Raw genomic sequence first — 20,565 nt, forward strand, 5'->3', positions numbered from 1 at the left:
CCTCAGCCAGACCAGCGATGCACCAGGCCGGTCGGATACAGGCACCTCTAGAGAAGTCCAGGAGGAGGCGATGGCATTACAGTCGAAAAGCTTCGGTGGCGACAGCAGGCTTGAGGCGGCGGCGGTTTCCGATCCGGCCCATATCCTGCGCGGTGCGTCGGGCGAGCACGTATCCAAGGTTCAGCGTGCCCTCATGCAGTTGTTCGATGAGGCAAATATCGAACGTGCCGAACTGAGCGATGCCAAATATGGCGAGACCACCGAGAAGACGGTGAAGGCCTACAAATCGCGCAAGGGCAAGGAAGTCATCAACCACACCTATCAACAAAGCCCGGATGCCATCGTTGGCAAGATGACGATGGCAAAGATCGACGGCGAACTCGTTGAAAAGGAAAAGGACGATCCGGACTATTTCTTCTTCAAGGACGACCAGAAGGCGTTGGTCAAGGACGATATTGCCCGAGCCAAGGTCATGGTAGCCAACGTGGTCGCGAGGCTTCGTCTGGTTGGCGGGATAGGCAAGGACGGTGGCTTGGTTATCATGCCGCGCAACTACCTTTACTATGAGACGAAATTAAAGATACTCAACGTCTTCCACATCAACTCTTTCCGGGAAGACGATTTGCCCGCGCCAGCGGATGTCGTGCAACGACTGACCCGGGAATTCTCAGGCTTCAAGGGGCTGCCGGAGCAGGCCGGCGATATCTCCGATCAGCTCAGTTTCTCCATCCTGTTGGAGAATTACGCCAACCTGCAGGCAAGCCTGGACCGCCCGTTCAGACGCGAATTCTACACGATGGGAACCTTTCGCGGTTCGCCCCTGAGCTTCTTTGCCGCCTTTGTCGATGCGCGCAATCCAAAGGACGAGACCGTCCGCTTCACACGCCACTATTTCGACGAGCAGATCATGCCAACGCAGGATGATAGGGCAGTGACCGTGGCTCACGAGCGTTGCCATACGATCTTTCGCGCAAACGGGCATCCAGGTACGGGGGACAATCCCTTCTGCGTGACGCCCCATCTGGGCGATCCAAACGTGACCTCCTCGGAGGAAGCCCTGATGAACCCCTATTGCTACGAATGGTTCATCGTCGCGATGCAACCCGCTTATCTGCCCAGGCAGAATCGAAACAACGGCTGTGGCACCTGATGGCCGCTTGGTACCGCCACAGTTCGACATGATGGCGATATGGCCTGGAATTCGTAAGGCGTCCTGCGCGACACCGACCACGCCGCCGCCATCCCTTATTCGCAGGATGTGCTGTTGGTGCCGTGGAGAGTAAGATCAGAAGTAGATAGATATATTCAAGTGCGCATAGTTGAACTGGAAGTATTTTTTCAGTCCATCGAAGGCAGAGGGGGCGATGTGACACCAAAAGAATATCTGGATCGATACACCTATCTGAAGTTCTACAGCCCGCTCAACAATGAGCTGATCTCGGCTGGTATCAGCATGTACGGTTCGGGCTGGGACTTCCGAAACGGCAAGGCCGGCACCGGCCAGGTGATGCAGCGCGAGCATGCCGCCTTCACGGCGGCGCTCCGGATGGCCCACCATGGCAATGTCAACAAGCCGTGCGGGACCAAGTTCTTCTTCGACCAGCAGCCGCTCGGCCTGATCCAGCCGACCGAGGACTTCTACGCCACCACCTTCATCCAGGCCTTTGTCGGCAAGGGCAGCCCCGACGAGATCATCGACACGCTCCGCCTCGCTTATGCGATCGGCCGTATCGGCACTGGCAAGGATGTTGCGGGACAGCCCTGCGCCCGGGCGACGGCCCAGGCCTATGCGACGGATTTCATCACGCTCGACTGCAATGGGCTGGTCGGCAACTATTATGGCGGCAGCCCCTCGGCCTCCATCGATGCCTATGCCTCGACCGCCCGGCGTCGGACCAGGATCGAGGATATCCAGCAGGGCGATGTGGTCGTCACCCATTGTGCTGCCTCACCCTATGAGCATATCGCCCTGATCGACTCCTGCACCGTCAGTGGTTCGACAGCGAACATCCAGCTGGTCGAATGGGGCTGGTATGGCGGCGAGGAAGTCCACTATTCGAAGGAGGCGAAGGCCTATTCCATCGTCCAGGGGCCGGAAAAGGCCTATGGCATCGGCTGGGCAGCCAGAAGCAACGTCAAGCCGGTTGATTCCTTCAGATACATCTTCAAGCGCCCGAATGATGAAGAGCCGCACGGATGGTCCTGATCTGCCATGTCGAAGACCTGGATAGTGCTTGGAATTGTTCGGAAACATCGTCAAGCAGACAGCGAGAAGGAAAGCCATCATGGCTTTGACATCAGTTCGTTTCAAGAATGAACCCTCTCTGCAGCGCATCGAGGCCGGCAACGATGTCCTGCTGCGCGGCATGTCCGGCCGTCATGTCCATCTCCTGCAGATGGCCTTGATCGATCTCGGCTTCGCCATGCCGGTTTCGACCCAGAGCCAGGATTACAGCCCCGATGGCGTCTATGGCATTGAGACGGAGACGGTGGTGAAGGCGTTCCAGCGGCGCAACCCCCCTCTCGCTGACGATGGCAAGCTGGGACAGGCGACGATCCGGGAGATCGACAAGCAGATCGGCGGCTTCAAGCATCGCGTGCGGGTGCATTTCCGCTCGTTGGCCCTGAGCGACGTGCCGTTCGAGCGCATCCTGTCGAGCGCCCAGGCTGTCTATGCCCAATATGGCATCGAGATCTTCTTCGCTTCCGGCGAGTCGCTCGGCCTGACGCCGGAGGAAGAAAACCGCTTCAACGTGGTGGGCCAGAACTGTACCTGGCAGATGGATTCGGGTGAGTTCGCGGAACTTCACGCGCTCGGAACCCCCGTCCCCAACAATGATGTGAAGCTGTTCTTCGTCAACCGGTTCCAGGAGAACAACGTATTGGGCTGCGGCGGCCATGCCACCGGCAAGCCGGCCTGCGCCGTCACGCATGATTGCTCGCGCTGGGATCCGGCGCACGAGATCGGGCATGTGATGCTGACGAGTTCCTTCGCGCCGGTACATTCGGGCAGTACGCGCAACCTGATGTTCGCAACATCGAGCAACGGGGCGACGCCATTGGCGCTGACCGAAAAACAGCTGAAGCAAATCCGCAGCTCGCCGGTCTGCCGCGCGGTGTGATGCGAGCGGGGCGGAGCGGCATCGAGCGGCCAAGAAGCTGACTTTTGGACAAGGATGGCCGCGCTCCCAGGCGTAATTCAGGAAGACGTCGGCTCGCGTTGCAGCAAGCGGGTGAGGCGTTCCTCGGCAAGAATCAGCCGCCTTACCTGGTCGCGCATCACCACGAGCGCGACTGAGGGCAGTTCGGCAATGAGATTGAGGAAGATGTCCTTTTCGATCTTCAGGGCCGTGATTTCGGTGGCCGCCACGATGGTGGCCGAACGAGGCGCGCCGCTGATCAGACCCATCTCGCCGATGATGGAATGGCGCTCGGTACTGGAAAGGTGGAGCCTTTCGTCCGCCAGTTCCATGAAGGCATCGGCGGTTCCCGAGAGGATGATATAGGCCGCATCGGCTATGTCTCCCTGACGGAACAGGACCTGGTCCTTTTCGAAAGAGATGCGTTCGCAGGTGAAGGCGATCAGCTTCAGGCGCGGCGTGTCGAGAGCCGCGAACATCGGCACGTCGCGCAGGGCCTGGATCTCGGCCAGTTCCTCGATCGGCGTCTCCGATCCTGCTTCCTCGACGGTCGAAGGCGCGGAGGGTTTCGACACCGATTCAATGCGGTTGCCGCGGGTGGTGACCACGATATCGAACGAGTCGCGCACCGTGGTATCGCGCATGGCGACGATGAGCGTGCGGCCCGCCATGCGCCGCTTTGCCACCTCCAGGATGGTGGCGCGCTCGCCCTCGGGAAACATCAGGTCGAGCTGGTCGAGGATGAGAATTTTCGGGCGCTTGATGAGGCAGCGGGCCAGGGCCAGGGCGCATCGATGGGTCGCAGACAGCAAGCGCCCGCCAGGACCGGCCTTCTGGTCGAGGCCGAGTTGATAGATGACCGGCTCGAGACCGCAATCCTGTACGACCTTGCGCAACGTGACCATGACCCGTTCCTCAGCGTGTGCCATGGCATGGTCGATACGCCCGAACAGGAGGTTGTCGCGTAGCGGCGCGGCGGGACACAGCCGGTCGGGAGCATGGAATTCCAGCATCCGGGCGAACCGGGCGGGATCGAGCGCCATGATCCGTCCGCGGGCTCGCACGATCTCCTCGGTGAGCGCGCCCGTCAGCAGTCCGAGCCGATGGCGGGTCTCGACATAGTGGAGTGCCAGCAGGAGCAGGGATCGGCATTCCGGATGAGCGAGTGCGCCGGTGCCGCGGGTACCGGCGCGGGAAGCAATCTCGGCAAAGCGCGGCAGGTCGCTCGAGGAGATGAAGGAGAAACGCTCGAACACGGCGTGATCGCTGGAGATCTGCGAGAAGATTTCCACCATGGTTGCGGCGACCTTCAGTCCCAAGGCGATGAGACTGTCGTCGAGCCCTCCTTCAGCGAGCAACGCGGCAATTTCCGTATCCTCGATCAGTGTCTCGATGGCACCCTCGGCGACCGGGACGCCGAAGAACAGATTCTCGCCGATGGTGGCGTAGCGGTTGAAGCGGGCCGGATCGAAAGGCTCGATTAGGTCTGCCAGATGGGTTTCCTCGAGTTCCTGGACGAGGCGTCGGCGGCAGTCGATGAGGCGTTGGGCGAGATCATGATCGGGTTCGGCGTCGAATTTCCGCGAGAGCCCGAAGCCGTAGATGGCGTCCGCCAGGCCGATCTCGCGCAGCAGGGTGACGATCATGTCGTCGAGTTCCCCGGCATTGGCGGCACCGGCCCTGCGCAAATCGAGGGATGGGGCTGCAATTTCCGCTTCCCCATGGGTGCCAGGTCCATGGCCGGGGTGATGGCTTCCTGGATCGGCCAGCGGCGGATCTTGCTCCACGGGCGGACTGCGCAGGCTGTAGACGATGTTCTCGCGAAGCGAACGCCCGAAAACGGCGCAGTCGGGGCCGAGATATCCAAGGCTCTCCCCGACCCAGCCCGGAGAGAAGGCAGCGAGATCCTGCCCGGCAAGGCGTACCCTGCCGTCGAATTCCGTCAGGCGCCGTGCGAGAAGCTGGGCCAGGGTGACGAAGCCTTCGCCTCGTGATCCGGTCAGCAGGACATGCGCACCCAGGGGCAAGACCAGATTGGCATTGTCGAGCAGGACGTCGCCGCTCGGCGCGCGTACTCTCAATGCTTCGATCGCGATGGCACTGCCGGCAGCCAGGTCCGGTGCCTCGCCGGCGAACTCGGGCAATTCGGCCAGGGAGAACTGTTCCAGGATCTGCTCATATTTGACCTCGACATCCTGGCGCTGCTGGTCCCAGTCGATCAGTTCCTTGATGGGCGGCGGCAGGTCGCGATAGGCGGCGATCACCGCCACGAGCTGGCCGATGTCGAGGGAGCCGCGCAGGGCGAAATACCCTCCCAGCGCGTAGAACAGGAAGGGCGTCACCTGTGCCAGCACGGAATTGATGAATTTCACCATGAACTTTCGGCCGTAGAGCCGATAACGGATCCAGAACAGTTCATCGAGCAGGCCGGAGATCTTCTGCCGTTCATAGGCAGCCGTGCCGTGATTGCTGACCTCTCCTATGCCGTCGACGATCTCGCCGATATGACCGGCAAGCGAGCGCGAACGTGCCTGGCGCTGGCGGCCGAGCCTGAGCTGCTCGCGCCGCAGACGCGGGATGACCGCACCCTGCACCAGCACCATCGCAGCAGCCAGGAGGCCGAGAAGGGGGCTTTGCAAAAGGATGAAGCCGAGGGCGGTGAGCGCCTGGCTGCCGAGGAAGGCAGGCTGGATATAGGCATCGCCGACGAAGCCGCCGATGGGCTCGACCTCGTCGCGGATGATGGTGGCGACTTCGGCCGAGCGGACATTGCGCACCGCCTCCGGCCGGAAGCGCAGCAGCAGGTTGAAGAGATCGAGACGCAGGCGCCGCAGCAGGTCCTCGCCGAGCTTGCCCTTCTGCATGTTGATGACATAGCGAAAGGCACCGTTGATCAGCACCAGCAGCATGAACACACAACTCAGCACCATCAGATAGGCGATGCGGGAGAACGTCATGCCGGGATAGTGCAGGGTGCCGCCTCCCAGGAAGGCCGGTAGGGCCAGGTTGAAGGCGAAAAGCGGAGCCTCGGTGACGCCATGCTGGAAAGCGCGTCCCTGGATGGCGTCGTTGACGATGCTGCGTGGCAGGTCGAGCGACAGAAAGTAGAAGGGCAGGGACGCGAGCACGACGATGAGAATGACGATCTGCTGCCGACGGCTGTTCTGCCAGATGTAGGAAAACAGGGGTGGCAGCCCTTTGCCGGCCGCTGCCGGTTCGGAAGATTTTCGGGCCGGCCCGCCGGACGATGTGGTCGCCATGAATACTCGCTTCACCGGGAACCTCGTACCGACAGCACCCACAATTCGATCGACGCTTTTCAAGTGTCGTCCGAAGTCGAAAATGCAAGTAAGCAAATGATTATATTGAATTTATCTTATGCGTTGGGGCATTTCAAATTTCTAGCGGGCCTATCGGCAATTGTATCTACCTCTTCCGAAGGAAGCAGGAATCAATGCTCGAACTCTGTCGCTTGGCCCCGTCCGCTCCCTCGGATCGAACTTCCCATGCCATGACCGGACGATCGTCGGACAGGCTGGTGCCGGCCACTGCAGGCCATGACAAATACGAAGCCTGCTGTGCAGGTATGGGCTGCCCAAGATCGAAAAAAGTGAGTAAAATCCTGCCTTTGGAGCAGGAAGATGGGTTGTCTTCCGCTGACGACGTCCGATCCATCGGAGCCGAGGCCGGGCTTGCGGCCGAAGGCAGGGTGGGACGCTCGTTTCACCTGCGGCGGATCGTTCCATGGCGTGTACGGGTTGCGGTCTGGAACTGGCATCGGACTTTGCGTTTTGTCCGCATTGCGGGCGGGCGCAGCCAATACCCTGTGCGAATTGCGGTTTTGCCTGCGAGCCGGGTTTCGCCTTTTGCCCGCGCTGCGGGACGGCCCGCGGGTCCGGCATGCCTGCCGCCGACATTGCACCCGTGCCCGTTGTCGATGCGGTTGTATCGACCGGGATACCCGATCGTCTCGAGGCGGACCGGCGGCAGGTGACGGTGCTTTTCGCCGACGTCTCCAGCTTTACCGCCCTTGCGGAGCGGCTCGATCCGGAGGACGTCCGGGCCTTCCAGAACGCCCTGTTCGAAACGCTGGCGAATGTGGTGGCGCATTATCAGGGCTTCGTGGAGAAGTTCGTCGGCGATGCGGTGCTGGCCGTGTTCGGCGCGCCCCTGGCCCATGAGGACGACCCGGAGCGGGCTCTCGACGCAGCGCTGGACATGACCGTCGAGGCGGCTCGGCTCGACGAATGCTGGGCCGGGCGCCTCGGCCAGCCGGTGAGCCTCCATATCGGCATCCATACCGGTCTCGTCGTGGCCGGTCATCTCGGCCAGGCCGCCGGGGCCAGCTATGCGGTGACCGGCGATACGGTCAATACGACGGCCCGCCTGCTGGCGGCGGCTTCGGGCACCATCCTGGTCTCCGGGGCAACCCAGGCGCTGACCCAGCACCGTTTCGGCTTCGAGCCCGTGCCCGGCCTCACCTTGCGCGGGAAGGCGACGCCGGTGGCAGCCTTTCGGTTGACCGGGCGGTTGGCCGCGCCGGCTTCAGGACGAGGGCTGGCCGGACACGGGCTGGAAAGCCGGATGGTCGGCCGCGACGAGGAACTGGCACGGCTCGTCGCGCTCTTCGACCAGATGCAGGCCGGCTCGGCCCAGGTCGTCAATCTCGTGGGGGAGGCCGGCTCCGGCAAGTCGAGGCTGATCGCCGAATTCCTCGCCACGCTCGAAGCGCAAGGAAAGCTTGCCGGTGGCGCTATCCGCCGTGCCGCCTGCTCCTATCTCGGCGAGCCCGCCTATGGCGTCTTCTCTGCCTTGTTCCGCGAAGCCTATCGCGTGCACCGGGACGATACGCTCGAGGTCGCGGGCCTGAAACTGGCCGCAGGCCTCGTCGCGCTCGGCGCCGAGGCCGACATGGCGGAGGCCGTAGCGCCAGTCCTGAACTATATGCTGGGCGTGGAGGGCGAGACGCCGGGCGACCTCTCGCCGGAACAGGTGAAACGCCAGATTGCGCTTGCTGCACGCATGCTGATCGACCGGCGCTTGGATCAGGGGCATCTTCTCATCGTCGTCGAAGACCGCCATTGGGCCGACGCGGCCTCGGTGGACCTCCTGTGTGACGTAGCCGATCATCTCGCCGACCGGCGCTTGATGATCGTGCTGTCGCATCGCCCTGGTGGGCCGTCCTTGCGCCTCGCGCGGGCCTCGCAGTCGAGCCTTCACCTCGGCCCGCTCTCCGCGGATGAGACGCGGACCTTCGTCGGTGCGCTTTTCGGTGAGGCCGATGGCGATGCGCTCGAGGATATCCGGGCCTTCGTCGCCCGGCGGGCGGGCGGCAACCCTCTCTTCGTGGAGGAGATCGTTCGCAGCCTCGTGGCCAGGGGGATCCTCAAAAGGGAGGGCGATCGCTGGATCCGCGCGGCTCCGTTCGACGCCGAGGAGGTGCCGCCGACCCTGCAGGGGCTGCTGCTCTCGCGCGTCGACGGCCTGGCCGCCGGAGAGCGGCGCGTGCTGTATGCGGCGGCCGTGCTCGGCATGGCGTTCGAACAAGCCCTTCTCAGCGATGTCGCCGCGGAACCGGCCGCTGTCGGCGCTGCACTCCAGCGCCTGGCCGAGGTCGGTCTCGTCTGCCGTCTCGGCGGTGAGGGCGGGAGCCATCGCTTCACCCATGCGCTTATTCACGAAGCCGTCTATCACAATCTGCTCCTCTCCCGCCGCACAGAGCTGCATGAGCGGGCGGGTCGAGCGCTTGAGCATGCCGTGGGCAGTCGCCCCGAAAGACTGAGCGATCTCGAAGCGCTGGGGCATCACTGGAGCCTGAGCTTCGACAAGGCCAAGGGTGCACGCTATCTCATGGCGGCGGGCGACAGGGCCCGCGCTGCCTACGCCAACGAGGATGCGATCCGGCACTATGAGCAGGCCCTTCGCACATTGGCCGAGTGCCGCGGTAGCGAGAGCGATATCCGTTCCACGCGGGAACGGCTGGCAGATCTCCTGGCATTGACAGAGCGGCGAACCGAAGCAGCGGGTCACTATGAGGCGGTGCGCCAGGCACTCGAAGCCGCAGGCGACCAGGCGGGCGCGGCCCGGCTCCAGCGCAAGATCGGCGGCCTGCATTGGGAGGCGGGCGATCGCGAGGGCGCCAGGGCCAGTTTCATGCGCGGCCTTGCGCTGCTCGGCGAGGAAGGTTACCTGCCCGAGCGTGCGCAGCTGTTCCAGGAGGTCGGCCGGCTGGCCTTCCGTGCCGGCGACAATGAAGGAGCGATCGACTGGGCGGAGCGGGCGCTGGCCGAGGCGGATCGGGATGCCGATTCCGATCTCGAACCGGATCGTATGCGTGAACTCGCGGCGATACGCGCCCAGGCTTACAACACGATGGGCGTGGCGCTGGCACGCACCGGCCGCTCGGCGGCCGCCGTGGAGCAGATCGAGCGTAGCGTCCGGCTGGCCGAGGATCATCATCTGTTGCAGGCCGCCTGCCGCGGCTACACCAATCTCGGCGTGCTCTACAGCACCTTCGATCCCGAACGCAGCATCGCGACGTGCCTGCGTGGATTGGAAACCGCCAAGAAGGTGGGAGACCTGGGTTTCCAGTCCCGGATCTATGCCAATCTCGCCGTCGCCTATTGCGCCCTGACGGATCGGTGCGAGGCGGAGGGCGTCAAGGCGGCGCAAATGGCGGTCGAGCTCGACCGTCGGCTGGGCCTGCTCGACCATCTGGCGGCGCCGCTGATCATTCTTGGCCAGATCTATCAGTGCCGGGGCGAGCATGCGCTCGCCTTCGCATCCTATGAGGAAGCCTTGCGCCTGGCCGAGCAGATGGGCGAGCCGCAATTCCTGTTTCCCTGCTACGATGGTCTGGGCACGCTTCATCTGGATGCTGGGAACCAGGACCAAGCAGCGCTATACTTGGCCAAGTCTGAGGAGGTCTGTCAGCGTGCCGGCCTCGAACCGGATGCCCTGATGGTTCTGCCGTTTCTGTGCTAAAGCGTTTTCCAGAAAAGTTGACAGACTTTTCGATTGAGAAAGCGCGTCAAAACAAAGGGTTAAAGCGAGAGTGCGATTTAGGGAAATCGCACTTTGCTCTAGCTCGATTGCCTGTCGTTGCATCGTTTCGGCCGAAAGCCGGCATCTCATTTTTCAACGCGATATTTTGGCTTGAGCGTTCTGCGACTTGATCGAGACCCCTTGAATCTGAAGCGCCTCGAAGCGAAGAGCAAAAAGCCAAAAACCATTTCACGACAACGCGTTCCGCATCGAGATGAAAGGGGTTTCGCATGAGCATGCAGCCGATACAGGTGCCGGTCGCCCCGGGCGAATTTGCGCCGGATTTCTCGCTGCCCGCCCTCGACGGGTCGGGCACGGTGTCGCTGGCCGATTATCGCGGCAAGAGCTCGCTCTTCCTTGCCCTGTTCGTCGGGCTCTGGTGTCCATTCTGCCGCAGATCGATCGCCCAGATGGCCGCTGCCGGCCCGCAATTGCAGGCACTGGGGGTCGAGACGCTCGGTATCGTCGCCACCGAGCTTGAAAATGCGCGCCTCTATTTCAAGTTTCGCCCGAGCCGCCTGCGCATCGCCACCGATCCGGAGCTTTCGACGCATCGGGCCTATGGCGTCCCCAAGCCGATGCCGACGCCCGATTTGATGGCTGCCTTGGCGGAGATCCGCGTCAACCCCACGGGTGATCTGCCCGAACCCCTGCCAGTGCGGCAAGCCGCCGATGCGCTGGCTCGCCTCGACGGCTATGTCGAGAACCCGACCGACCATGCCGACATGGAACGGCAATGGCCTCAGCTCAAGGGCCAGTTTCTCATCGACAGCGACGGGCGCGTGCGCTGGACCCATATCGAATGCAGCGAGGGCCTGGCTGGAATTGGGAAATTCCCGTCCACCCAGGAGATCGTCGCAGCGGCCAAGACCTTGCTCGGGCATGGGGCCGGCAGGCCCCACTGATTGCCCGGGGCGAAGCCCGGCTCCGGCACGCGTCCTGAGCCGGCCTTCACTTCCGGCCGACCAGATGGGGGCCGGTGTTGGCGTCCACCACTGCCGGCTTCGAGCTGTCGATTGCGCCGTCCCATCCTCCGCCCAACGCCTTGGCCAGGGCGATATAATATTTGGTGATCGCCACCTGGCTCTGGAGCTGGGAGTCCTGCGCCGAATAGAGCGAGCGATCAGCCGTGAGCACGTCGAGGAAGCTCTGCGAACCGACCTGGTAGAGCGTGTGGGAGAGCCTGGCGGCCTGCTGGTAGCCCTTCACCGCCTGGCCGAGTTGCTGGGCGTTGCGGCGCTGGGTCGCAAGATTGACGAGCGCATCCTCGACGTCCCGCAGGGCCGTCAGCACCGCGGAGCGCAGGGCGATGAAATACTGGTCGCGCTGGGCCTGCGCGACCTCGACGGCCGCGCGCAACTGGCCGCCCTGGAAGATCGGGACGGTCAAGGTCGGCCCGAACGACCAACTGATCGAGGAGGTCTTGGCGAGGTCGCCGATCTTGGTGCCCGAGGTCGAGAGCGAACCTGTGAGGCTGACGCTGGGATAGAGTGCGGCCTCGGCTTGGCCGACCTTCGCCGTATATTGGGCGAGCTGGCGTTCGGCGGTGCGGATGTCGGGCCGGGAGGAGAGGATGTCGGCGGGAATGCCGGTAGGCAGGGCCCGTCCCGGCATCGGGATGGGTGCGGTCCGCTTGAGGCGTTCCGCCAGCGCCGACGGCTCGCGGCCGAGCAGGACGCTGAGCTGGTGCACGTCCTGGGCGAAGGATTGCTCGTAGATGGGAATGTTGGCGGCCGTAGACGCAGCCTCGGCCTCGGCATTGGCGGTATCGACCGCCGAAGCCGAGCCGGCCTGGAGCTTGGTGCGGGTCAGCGCGGCGGTCTCGCGCTGCGATGCCGCTGTGCGCCGGGCCAGCGCGATGCGGGCCTGGTAACCGCGCGCATCGACATAGGCTGTCGCGACATCGCCGACGAGCGTGACCAGCGTGGCCCTGAGATCGGCTTCGGCCGCGTCGACACCATAAGTTGCCGCCTCGACATTGCGATGGTTGGCGCCGAACAAATCGAGTTCCCAGCTGGCGTCGAGGCCCGCGCTGAAGGCATTGGAGGTGCTGCTGCCGCCCGCGCTGCTTGACGAAGTGCCGCCAACCTGGCTGCGCGAGGCATCGCCCGAACCGCTCAGCGTGGGATAGAGGCCTCCGATCGCCTCACGCCGGCTGGCGCGCGCCTCGCGGATCTTGGCCTTGGCCGTGGCCACGTCGAGATTGCCGGCGACCGCCTCCTCGATCAGGCCGTTGAGGATGGGGTCATTGAGGCGTCGCCACCATTGCGAAAGTTCGGGCTTGCGCCGCTGCTGGCTTGCGTCGGCGCCGCTCCAGCGCGACGGCATGGTGAGGCCGGGGGCCTTGTAGTCAGGCCCGACCACGGCGCAGCCGGAGAGCACGATGGTGGCGGCAAGTAGTGTAGCGATATGCAGGCAAGACCGGAGCGAACCCGGCTTGTCCGACGCCGATTGATTGAGGGACTGCATTCACATCGCTCCTGCGGCTGAATTGGAGTCGAGTTTTTCCTGGGTCTGCGAGGAACGGCGCGAGAAGAGGCGCCGGACGACGACGAACAGGAGCGGGATGAAGAAGACGCCGAGGACGGTGGCGGCGAGCATGCCGCCCATCACGCCGATGCCGATCGAATTCTGGCTGCCCGAGCCGGCGCCTGAGGCCACGGCAAGCGGCGTCACGCCGAGGATGAAGGCGAGGGACGTCATCAGGATCGGGCGCAGTCGCTGGCGCGAAGCATCCAGCGTCGCCTCGATCAGGTCCTTGCCGGCCTTTTGCTGCTCCATCGCGAATTCGACGATCAGGATGGCGTTCTTGGCCGCGAGTCCGATCGTGGTCAGCAGGCCGACCTTGAAATAGACGTCGTTGGATTGGCCGAACCAAGTGGCTGCCAGGACCGCGCCGAAGATGCCGAGCGGCACGGAGAGCAGCACGGCAAAGGGGATCGACCAGCTCTCATAGAGAGCGGCGAGCGCGAGGAACACCACCAGCGCGGAGATGAGATAAAGCTGCGTCGCCTGGCTGCCCGACAGGCGCTCCTGTGCGGAGAGGCCGGTCCATTGGTGGCGATAGCCCGGCGGCAATTGCGCCACCATGGCATCGATCGCGTTCATGGCGTCGCCTGAACTGACCCCCGCAGCGGCAGCCCCCTGGATCTCGACGGCGGAGGCGCCGTTGTAGCGTTCGAGGCGCGGCGAGCCGTAGCTCCACTTGCCGGTGGCGAAGGCCGAGAAGGGCACCATCGCGCTGTCGGTGTTGCGGACGAACCAGCGGCTGAGATCCTCGGGCTGCATGCGAAAATCCGCATCCGACTGCAGATAGACCTTCTTGACCCGGCCGCGATCGATGAAGTCGTTGACATAGGTGCCGCCCCAGGCGGTGGACAAGGTGGCGGTGATGTCGGACAGGCTGAGGTCGAGGGCGCTGGCCTTCTCCTGGTCGATGGCGACCGAATATTGCGGCGTATCCTCCTGGCCATTGGGGCGTGTTCCGACCATGAGGGGGCTTTTGGCCGCCATGCCGAGCAATTGGTTGCGCGTCTGCATGAGCTTGTCGTGCCCGGCGCCGTTGAGGTCCTGGAGGAAGAAGTCGAAGCCGCCGGTGTTGCCGAAGCCGGTAACCGCCGGCGGCGTGAGGGCGAAGACATTGCCGTCGCGGATCTGCGAGAAGGCCTTCATGGCGCGGCCGACGATCGCCTGCGCCTTGCCGTCGGGAGCCGTCCGTTCGCTGAAATCCTTCAGCGGGATGAAGGCGAGGCCGACATTCTGGCCCGCACCGCCGAAGCCGAACCCGACCACGGAAAAGACGCCCTCGACATAGGCCTTCTCGTCCTTGAGATAGTGGTTGGTAACCTGTGCCAGCACCTTTTCCGTCCGGTCCTGCGTCGCGCCGGGCGGCAGGGTCACGCTGGTGATCACCACGCCGGTATCCTCCTCCGGCAGGAAGGAACTGGGCAGGCGATCCAGCAGGAAGAACATGCCGCCGGCGATGGCCACGAAGACCAAGAGGAAACGCCAGGGCCGGGCGAGCACGCCGGCAACGCCAGAGCGATAGGCCGTTGCGCTACGGTCGAAGCCTCGGTTGAAAAGACCGAAGAAACCCTTCTGGGTGGCGTGGTCCTTGGGAGGCTTGAGGATGGTGGCGCAGAGCGCCGGGGTGAAGACCAGGGCCACCAGAACCGAGAGCACCATGGCCGAGACGATGGTCACCGAGAACTGGCGATAGATCACGCCCACCGAGCCCGAATAGAAGGCCATCGGCACGAAGACGGCGGAGAGCACCGTGGCGACGCCGATCAGGGCGCCCGTAATCTCGCCCATCGAGCGTAACGTCGCCTCGCGTGGTCCCAGGCCCTCCTCCTGCATGACCCGCTCAACATTCTCGACCACGACGATGGCGTCGTCGACGAGAAGGCCGATGGCGAGCACCATGGCGAACATCGTCAGCGTATTGATGGAATAGCCGAACAGAGCGAGGATGCCGAAGGTGCCGAGCAGTACGATCGGCACGGCGAGGGTGGGGATGATGGTGGCCCGGATGTTCTGCAGGAACAGCAGCATCACCAGGAAGACCAGGACGATGGCCTCCGCCAGCGTCTTGACCACATCCTCGATCGACAGCAGCACGAAGGGGGTGGTGTCATAGGGGTAGTAGACCTTGAGCCCCTCCGGGAAGGTCTGCGCCAGGCTGTTGATCGTCGCCTTGACGGCGTTCGAAGTGCTGATGGCGTTGGCACCCGTCGCCAGGCTGATCGCCAGGCCGGCGGAGGGCTTGCCGCTATATTTGGAGTTGCTCGTATAGCTTTCCGCGCCCAGCTCGACGGTTGCGACGTCGTTCAGGCGGACGATCGAGCCTGAACTCGCGCTTTTGAGAATGATGTTCTCGAACTGCTTGGGGGTCTGCAGGCGGCTCTGGGCCGTCACGGTGACGTTGAGCTGCTGGCCCTTGCGCTGGGGATTGTCGCCGAGCTGGCCGGCTGCAACCTGGGTGTTCTGCGCTTCGATCGCCGAGGAGACGTCGCTCGGCATCAGCGCATATTTGGCGAGCTTGTCCGGGTCGAGCCAGATCCGCATGGCATAGCCGGCTCCGAACAGCTGGGTGGTGCCGACGCCCTCCACGCGCGACAGTGTGTCGTTGAGGCTGCTCTTGACGTAGTCGGCCACGTCGGTGGCCGTCATCTTACCGTCGGTGGAGACGAAGGCGACGACCATGAGGAAGCCGGTGGAGGCCTTGGCCACGGTGATGCCCGTGTTCTGGACGGTCTGCGGCAGCTGGGCCTCGACCAGCTGCAGCTTGTTCTGCACCTGCATCTGCGCCACGTCCGGATCGGCCGCGCTGGTGAAGGTCACGGTGATCGAGGCGCTGCCCGAGGAGGTCGAGGTCGAGGTGATGTAGTCGAGATTGTCGATGCCCGTGAGCCCCTGCTCGATGACCTTGGTCACCGAGTTCTCGACGGTCTGGGCGTCGGCGCCCGAATAGGTGGCGCTGATGGAGACCGAAGGCGGCGCGATCTGCGGATATTGCTCGATCGGCAGGGTGGTGATGGCCAGGATGCCTGCGAGCATCACCGATATGACGATGACCCAGGCAAAGATCGGGCGGTTGATGAAGAAACGCGACATGGCGATGCTCCTGGCCCTATTCGGCCCGAACGGGCGCCGAAGCGTCCGACGGCTTGTCGAGGGCTGAGCTCTGGGAGAGCGGGCGGACATCGCCGGTGGCATCGTCCACGCTCACTTCGGTGGCCGCCACCTCCTGGCCAGCCCGAACCAGCTGGGTGCCTTCGACGATCACCCTGTCGCCATCCGAGACACCGGCATCGACAAGCCAGTTGTTGCCGACATTGCGCTGAACCGAGAGGACGCGCTGGACGACCTTGCCATCGCCACCGACGAAGCTCGCGGTCGCCTCGCCCTTGGTGTTGTGGCTGACGGCCCTCTGCGGCACCAGGAAGCTGTTCTGGGCCAGGCCCACCTCCAGGATGGCGCGGGCATACATGCCCGGCAGGAGCAGCCGATCGGGATTGGGGAATTCGGCGCGGACGGTGAAGGTGCCGGTCGTGGTGCTGACATTGGCCTCGACGAAACGAAGCGTGCCGGTATGGGCGTAGGTGGTGCCATTCTCCAGCTTGAGCCTGACGGAGACGCCCGGGCCGGTGGTCTTGATCCGGCCCGATTTCACCGCCTCCAGGAAGTTCAACAGGTTCGCACTCGATTCCGTCACATCGACATTGATCGGATCGAGCTGGCGGATCGTCGTCAGCGCCGTCGATTGGCCTGAGCTGACCAGGGCGCCCTCGGTGATGGTGGAGGCATCGACCCTGCCGCCGATCGGGGCCTTCATCGTGGTGTAGTCGAGGTTGATGCGTGCCGTTTCCAGCGCCGCCTTGGCGGCGGCGACATCGGCCTTGGCCTGGGCCAACGTGGCGCGGGCGTCGTCGAGGTCCTGGCTGCTGACGGCGTTCTGCTTGATGAGGTTCTGGTAGCGGTCGACCTTGGCCTGGGCGCTGGGGATGGCCGCCTGGTCCTTCTGCAGGGTGGCCTCGGCGCTGTCATAGCTCGCCTGGTAGCTGGCCGGGTCGATCTGGTAGAGCGCGTCGCCGGCCTTGACCTCCGTGCCCTCCTTGAACAGGCGGGTCTTGATGATGCCGGTCACCTGCGGCACGACGTCGGCGGTCAGCGAGGCGCCGACGCGCCCCGGCAGCTCCGCCGTGATGGCGACGGCGCGCGGACGGAGCGTGACCACGCTGACCTGGGGGCGAACGGCGCCAGCGGGTGGTTGATTGCCCTGTTGCTCCTGGCAGCCGGTGACCAGGATGCAGATGGACAGGAGACCGGCCCGACCGAGCATGCGCATGGCGTCTTGGCAGCGCGGACCAGGCCTATCTATCCTGCCGGATCGATGTATTCCTGAGTATATATCTGAATTGAGTTTGTAATTTTTGGGATTATTTTCATGTAATTTCAATATTTTCATCTAATTTCTTTCTAGAATATACGTATTAAGGTCTGGAAAGGCTGTCAGTCGATCTGAATTGTTCGGCAGTTGTGCGGGCAGGGGAGGCCTCGATCTATTCCCGGGCCAGCGCCGTCGCGGGATCGAGGCGAGAGGCGTTTCGCGCCGGCATGTAGCCGAAGACGACGCCGATCAGCATCGAGGACAGGAAGGCGATAGCGATGGAGGCGAGGGAATAGTGCAGGCTGAAGGTCGTGCTGACCGCGTTGAATACGGCCCCGAGGCCGAGTGCCAGGCCGATGCCGGTCAGTCCGCCGATCAGGCAGACCAGCACGGCCTCGATCAGGAATTGCTGCAGGATGTCGCTGCGGCGCGCCCCGACGGCCATGCGCACGCCGATTTCGGCGATGCGCTCGGATACCGATACCAGCATGATATTGGTGACGCCGACGCCGCCGACGACCAACGAGATGCCGGCGATCGCCGCCACCAGGAGCGTCAGGACCTGCGTGGTGCTGGTGATGGTGCGACGAATGTCATCCGTGTTGAGAATGAAGAAGTCCTTCGCATTGTGCCTGGCGGCGAGGAGGGAGGAGACAGCCTGCTCGGCGCGATCCGTCGATGCCTCGTCGACGACGCGCACGGAAATGCTGCGCAGGGAGGTCGTGCCCAGGAAGCGGGCCTGGACCGTCGTGTAGGGCAGGTAGACCGAGGGGTTGGCGCTCGAGCCGAACCCGCCTTGCTGCGGGCGCGTCAGGCCGACGATGCGGCAGGGTACCTGGCCCACCAGGATGATGCGTCCGACCGGGCTGGTTGAGGCCCCGGCGAACAGCGCCTTGCGGGTATTGTCGTCGATCACCACGTCCTGGGCGATGCGACGGACACTGTCGGCGTCGAAGAAGGCGCCTGCGGCAAGCTTGGTACCCTTCACCGCGAAATAGTCCTCGCCGACGCCATTGACCTGGGCCGTAACTTCGACCGAACCCAGGCGCAGGGTCTTGCTGGTCGAGACCGTGGGGGAGGCGGCTGCGACATAGGGCTGGCCGGCGAGCGCCTGGGCATCGGTGAGCACCAGCGTGGTGATCTTGCCGGAGCGGACGTCGCCGAAATCCTTGCCGGGAAACACCTCCAGCGTGTTGGTGCCGAGGCTGTTGATGTCGGCCAGGACCTTTTGCTGCGTGCCCGCCCCGAGTCCGACGACGCCGACGACGGAAGCAACGCCGATGATGATGCCGAGCATGGTCAGGATCGTCCGCAGGCGATGGGCGTTCATCGACCGCAGCGCCATCCGGAAGGCTTCCCGGAACTGGTCGATCCGGACGCGCCATGCCGGCGTGGACGCCCGTGCCGCGCCGCCGACCCCGGTGCCGGGCGTGGACGGTTCGGGTTGCGGTTTCCGGCGATTGGGCCGGTCGGAGACCACCGCGCCGTCTCGCAGCTCGATGATGCGCTCGGCGCGGCGGGCAACCGCCATGTCGTGCGTCACGATGATGATGGTCTGGCCGCCGGCGTGGAGTTCGTCCAGGATGCGCAGCACTTCCGCGCCGCTGGTGCTGTCCAGGGCGCCGGTCGGCTCGTCGGCGAAGATCACGCCGGCGCCGTTCATCAGGGCCCGGGCGATCGAGACGCGCTGCTGCTGGCCGCCGGAGAGTTGGGTGGGGCGGTGGTCCAGACGATCCGCCATGCCGAGGCGGTGCAGCAGGGCTCGCGCGCGGACCTGCCGTCTCGACGGCGGCAGGCCGGTATAGATCGCCGGCATCTCGACATTGCCGATCGCCGTCATTTCCGCCAGCAAATGGTAGCGCTGGAAGATGAAGCCGAAATATTCGCGCCTGAGCGCTGCAAGCTCGTCCGCCGTGAGCGTGCCGGTGTCGCGGCCGGCGACGTGGTAGCTGCCGCCGCTTGGCCGATCGAGGCAGCCCAGGATGTTGAGCAGCGTCGACTTGCCGGAGCCGGAAGTGCCGACGATGGCGACCATCTCACCGGCCGCGATCGACAGGTCGACATCGTGCAGTGCCACGACCGATCCCTCGCCTGAAGGATAGGCGCGATGCACCCCTTGAAGCAGGATCAGGGGCGATGCCATGGTCACATGCCTCCCGGTGGAGGTCCGGCCATCGTCTTGGTGGCGACGGCCCCCGTCTCGCCGATCACCACGCGCTCGCCGGCCTGCAGACCTTCCCGAATCTCGGCGGTGATCTTGTTGTCGAGCCCGCGCTTGACCAGCCGGCGCGCCACGGTGCCGTCGGCCTCGACGACCCGTACGCTGAAGGAGCCGTCCGCCTCCGGTCCGCCGAGGGCAGCTGCCGGAACGGTGAGGACGTTCTGGGCCTCGCGGAGCAGGATATGCACCTCGGCCGTCATGTAGGTCTTCAGTTGGCCATCGGCGTTGGGCACGTCGAAGACGCCGTTGTAGTAGATGGCTTCCGATGAACTGGAAGAGGACGAACTGCTCGTGGAAGTGCTGTCGGTCGAAAAACTGCTGTCGGTCTTGACGGATTCCGGCGCGGGCTCGATCGAGCGCAGGGTTGCATGCAGGCGGTGCTCCGGGGCGCCCAGAATGGTGAAATAGACCTGCTGGCCCGGCCGGACCTTGACCACGTCGGCTTCCGAGATCTGCGCCCGGATCGTCATGGTGTCGAGATCGCCGAGCACCACGAGCGTCGGCGCCGACTGGGTGGCATTGACTGTCTGGCCCTCCTGGACGCCGACCGCGAGCACGGTGGCATTGATCGGAGCCGTGATCCTCGTATAGCCGAGATTGACCTTGGCGGTTGAGACCGAGACCTCGGCTTCGATGATCTGGGCATCGAGCTGGGCAATCTGGGCCTGTGTCGCCTTCACGTCGGCCACGGCGGAATCATAGTCCGCGCGCGAGGAGGCATTCTGGGCGAAGGTCAGCTTCTGCCTGGCGAGCGAGGCCTCGTTCCGGGCCAGGGTTGCCACCTTTTCGTCACGCTGGGCCCGGACATTGTCGAGCGTGGCCTGGGCGGAACGCAGGTCGTTCTCCTTGGTCAGGGCGTCGATCTCGGCAATGAGTTCCCCGGCCCGGACCTTCTGTCCGACGGTGACCTTGAGGGCGGTGATCCGGCCGGAGACCTGGGCGCCGACGGCGATGAGCCTGACCGGCTTGAGCGTGCCGGTTGCCACCACGCTTTCTTCGATATTGCCGAGCACGGCCGGTGCGGTGATCAGGTCGGCCGCGGGGGTGGGTGATAGCTGCGTCCTGGCAAGCCAGCCGAGCAGCGTGGCGGCGCCAACTATCAGGATCAGGCTTGCAATCCGTCGCCGCCAGTGCCCGCCGCGCGGCGGAGCAGGACTTGGCGATCGGGCGTGCAGCGTCTCGGCGCCGGGCCGAGTAGCTTCGGATCCATGCTCACGCTCGCCCGGAAGGGCAGCGTGCAGGGCGGCGGTACTCTCAGTCCTGGGCAT

The 20,565-nt window shown here is 64.2% G+C and carries 11 protein-coding genes and 1 pseudogene; 6 read left to right on the forward strand and 6 right to left on the reverse strand.

All coding sequences use genetic code 11. The features are described 5' to 3' along the window. The first annotated feature begins 70 nt into the window (after positions 1 to 70). The 3 genes from BA190_RS06280 to BA190_RS06290 all read left to right on the forward strand — a co-directional run bounded on the left by BA190_RS06280 (position 71) and on the right by BA190_RS06290 (position 3,122). On the forward strand, positions 71 to 1,150 hold the full coding sequence (locus BA190_RS06280; RefSeq protein ID WP_068284326.1) for a peptidoglycan-binding protein: 1,080 nt from the start codon (positions 71 to 73) through the stop codon (positions 1,148 to 1,150). Between the two features lie 216 nt (positions 1,151 to 1,366). After that, complete coding sequence (locus BA190_RS06285; RefSeq protein WP_068284329.1) at positions 1,367 to 2,206, forward strand: hypothetical protein; 840 nt, start codon at positions 1,367 to 1,369, stop codon at positions 2,204 to 2,206. Between the two features lie 79 nt (positions 2,207 to 2,285). Then, entirely contained in the window at positions 2,286 to 3,122 is an 837-nt protein-coding gene (locus tag BA190_RS06290; protein ID WP_068284332.1) for a peptidoglycan-binding protein, read from the forward strand. Between the two features lie 77 nt (positions 3,123 to 3,199). Here the strand turns inward: BA190_RS06290 and BA190_RS06295 are convergent, their stop codons facing one another. Continuing rightward, positions 3,200 to 6,400 (reverse strand): cyclic nucleotide-binding domain-containing protein, encoded by a 3,201-nt coding sequence (locus BA190_RS06295; RefSeq protein ID WP_068284335.1) that lies wholly within the window; start codon positions 6,398 to 6,400, stop codon positions 3,200 to 3,202. A 484-nt stretch (positions 6,401 to 6,884) separates the two neighbouring features. Between BA190_RS06295 and BA190_RS37170 the strand changes: the two are divergent. From BA190_RS37170 to BA190_RS06305, 3 genes and pseudogenes are all read left to right on the forward strand, one after another. Further along, positions 6,885 to 7,010: pseudogene (locus BA190_RS37170) on the forward strand (zinc ribbon domain-containing protein); the annotation flags it as partial. 30 nt (positions 7,011 to 7,040) lie between these two features. Then, positions 7,041 to 10,124, forward strand: coding sequence for an adenylate/guanylate cyclase domain-containing protein (locus BA190_RS06300; RefSeq protein WP_162275059.1), 3,084 nt, complete (start codon positions 7,041 to 7,043; stop codon positions 10,122 to 10,124). A gap of 290 nt (positions 10,125 to 10,414) precedes the next feature. Next, on the forward strand, positions 10,415 to 11,089 hold the full coding sequence (locus tag BA190_RS06305) for a peroxiredoxin (protein ID WP_082979505.1): 675 nt from the start codon (positions 10,415 to 10,417) through the stop codon (positions 11,087 to 11,089). 46 nt (positions 11,090 to 11,135) lie between these two features. On the opposite strand, the gene BA190_RS06310 is transcribed toward BA190_RS06305, so the two are convergent. The 5 genes from BA190_RS06310 to BA190_RS06330 all read right to left on the reverse strand — a co-directional run bounded on the left by BA190_RS06310 (position 11,136) and on the right by BA190_RS06330 (position 20,565). Next, entirely contained in the window at positions 11,136 to 12,653 is a 1,518-nt protein-coding gene (locus BA190_RS06310; RefSeq protein ID WP_082979506.1) for an efflux transporter outer membrane subunit, read from the reverse strand. Then, the gene (locus tag BA190_RS06315; protein ID WP_068284340.1) at positions 12,654 to 15,800 is read right to left on the reverse strand and encodes an efflux RND transporter permease subunit; all 3,147 of its coding nucleotides are present in this window, start codon (positions 15,798 to 15,800) and stop codon (positions 12,654 to 12,656) included. 16 nt (positions 15,801 to 15,816) lie between these two features. Further along, on the reverse strand, positions 15,817 to 17,034 hold the full coding sequence (locus BA190_RS06320; protein ID WP_068284342.1) for an efflux RND transporter periplasmic adaptor subunit: 1,218 nt from the start codon (positions 17,032 to 17,034) through the stop codon (positions 15,817 to 15,819). Positions 17,035 to 17,248: 214 nt separating this feature from the next. After that, a complete protein-coding gene (locus tag BA190_RS06325) occupies positions 17,249 to 19,219 on the reverse strand; it encodes a MacB family efflux pump subunit (protein ID WP_068284344.1) in 1,971 nt (656 codons plus the stop codon). Between the two features lie 2 nt (positions 19,220 to 19,221). Beyond that, the gene (locus tag BA190_RS06330; protein ID WP_082979507.1) at positions 19,222 to 20,565 is read right to left on the reverse strand and encodes an efflux RND transporter periplasmic adaptor subunit; all 1,344 of its coding nucleotides are present in this window, start codon (positions 20,563 to 20,565) and stop codon (positions 19,222 to 19,224) included.

It is taken from the genome of Labrys sp. WJW (assembly GCF_001676615.1).
GTDB classification, from domain to species: domain Bacteria; phylum Pseudomonadota; class Alphaproteobacteria; order Rhizobiales; family Labraceae; genus Labrys; species Labrys sedimenti.

What these genes read in the sequence shown, in the direction of transcription:
- BA190_RS06280 (WP_068284326.1), top strand. Translation starts at nt 71, where the DNA reads ATGGCATTACAGTCGAAAAGCTTCGGTGGCGACAGCAGGCTTGAGGCG.
- BA190_RS06290 (WP_068284332.1), top strand. Translation starts at nt 2,286, where the DNA reads ATGGCTTTGACATCAGTTCGTTTCAAGAATGAACCCTCTCTGCAGCGC.
- BA190_RS06295 (WP_068284335.1), bottom strand. Translation starts at nt 6,400, where the DNA reads ATGGCGACCACATCGTCCGGCGGGCCGGCCCGAAAATCTTCCGAACCG.
- BA190_RS06300 (WP_162275059.1), top strand. Translation starts at nt 7,041, where the DNA reads ATGCCTGCCGCCGACATTGCACCCGTGCCCGTTGTCGATGCGGTTGTA.
- BA190_RS06305 (WP_082979505.1), top strand. Translation starts at nt 10,415, where the DNA reads ATGAGCATGCAGCCGATACAGGTGCCGGTCGCCCCGGGCGAATTTGCG.
- BA190_RS06310 (WP_082979506.1), bottom strand. Translation starts at nt 12,653, where the DNA reads ATGCAGTCCCTCAATCAATCGGCGTCGGACAAGCCGGGTTCGCTCCGG.
- BA190_RS06315 (WP_068284340.1), bottom strand. Translation starts at nt 15,800, where the DNA reads ATGTCGCGTTTCTTCATCAACCGCCCGATCTTTGCCTGGGTCATCGTC.
- BA190_RS06320 (WP_068284342.1), bottom strand. Translation starts at nt 17,034, where the DNA reads ATGCGCATGCTCGGTCGGGCCGGTCTCCTGTCCATCTGCATCCTGGTC.
- BA190_RS06325 (WP_068284344.1), bottom strand. Translation starts at nt 19,219, where the DNA reads ATGGCATCGCCCCTGATCCTGCTTCAAGGGGTGCATCGCGCCTATCCT.
- BA190_RS06330 (WP_082979507.1), bottom strand. Translation starts at nt 20,565, where the DNA reads ATGCCCAGGACTGAGAGTACCGCCGCCCTGCACGCTGCCCTTCCGGGC.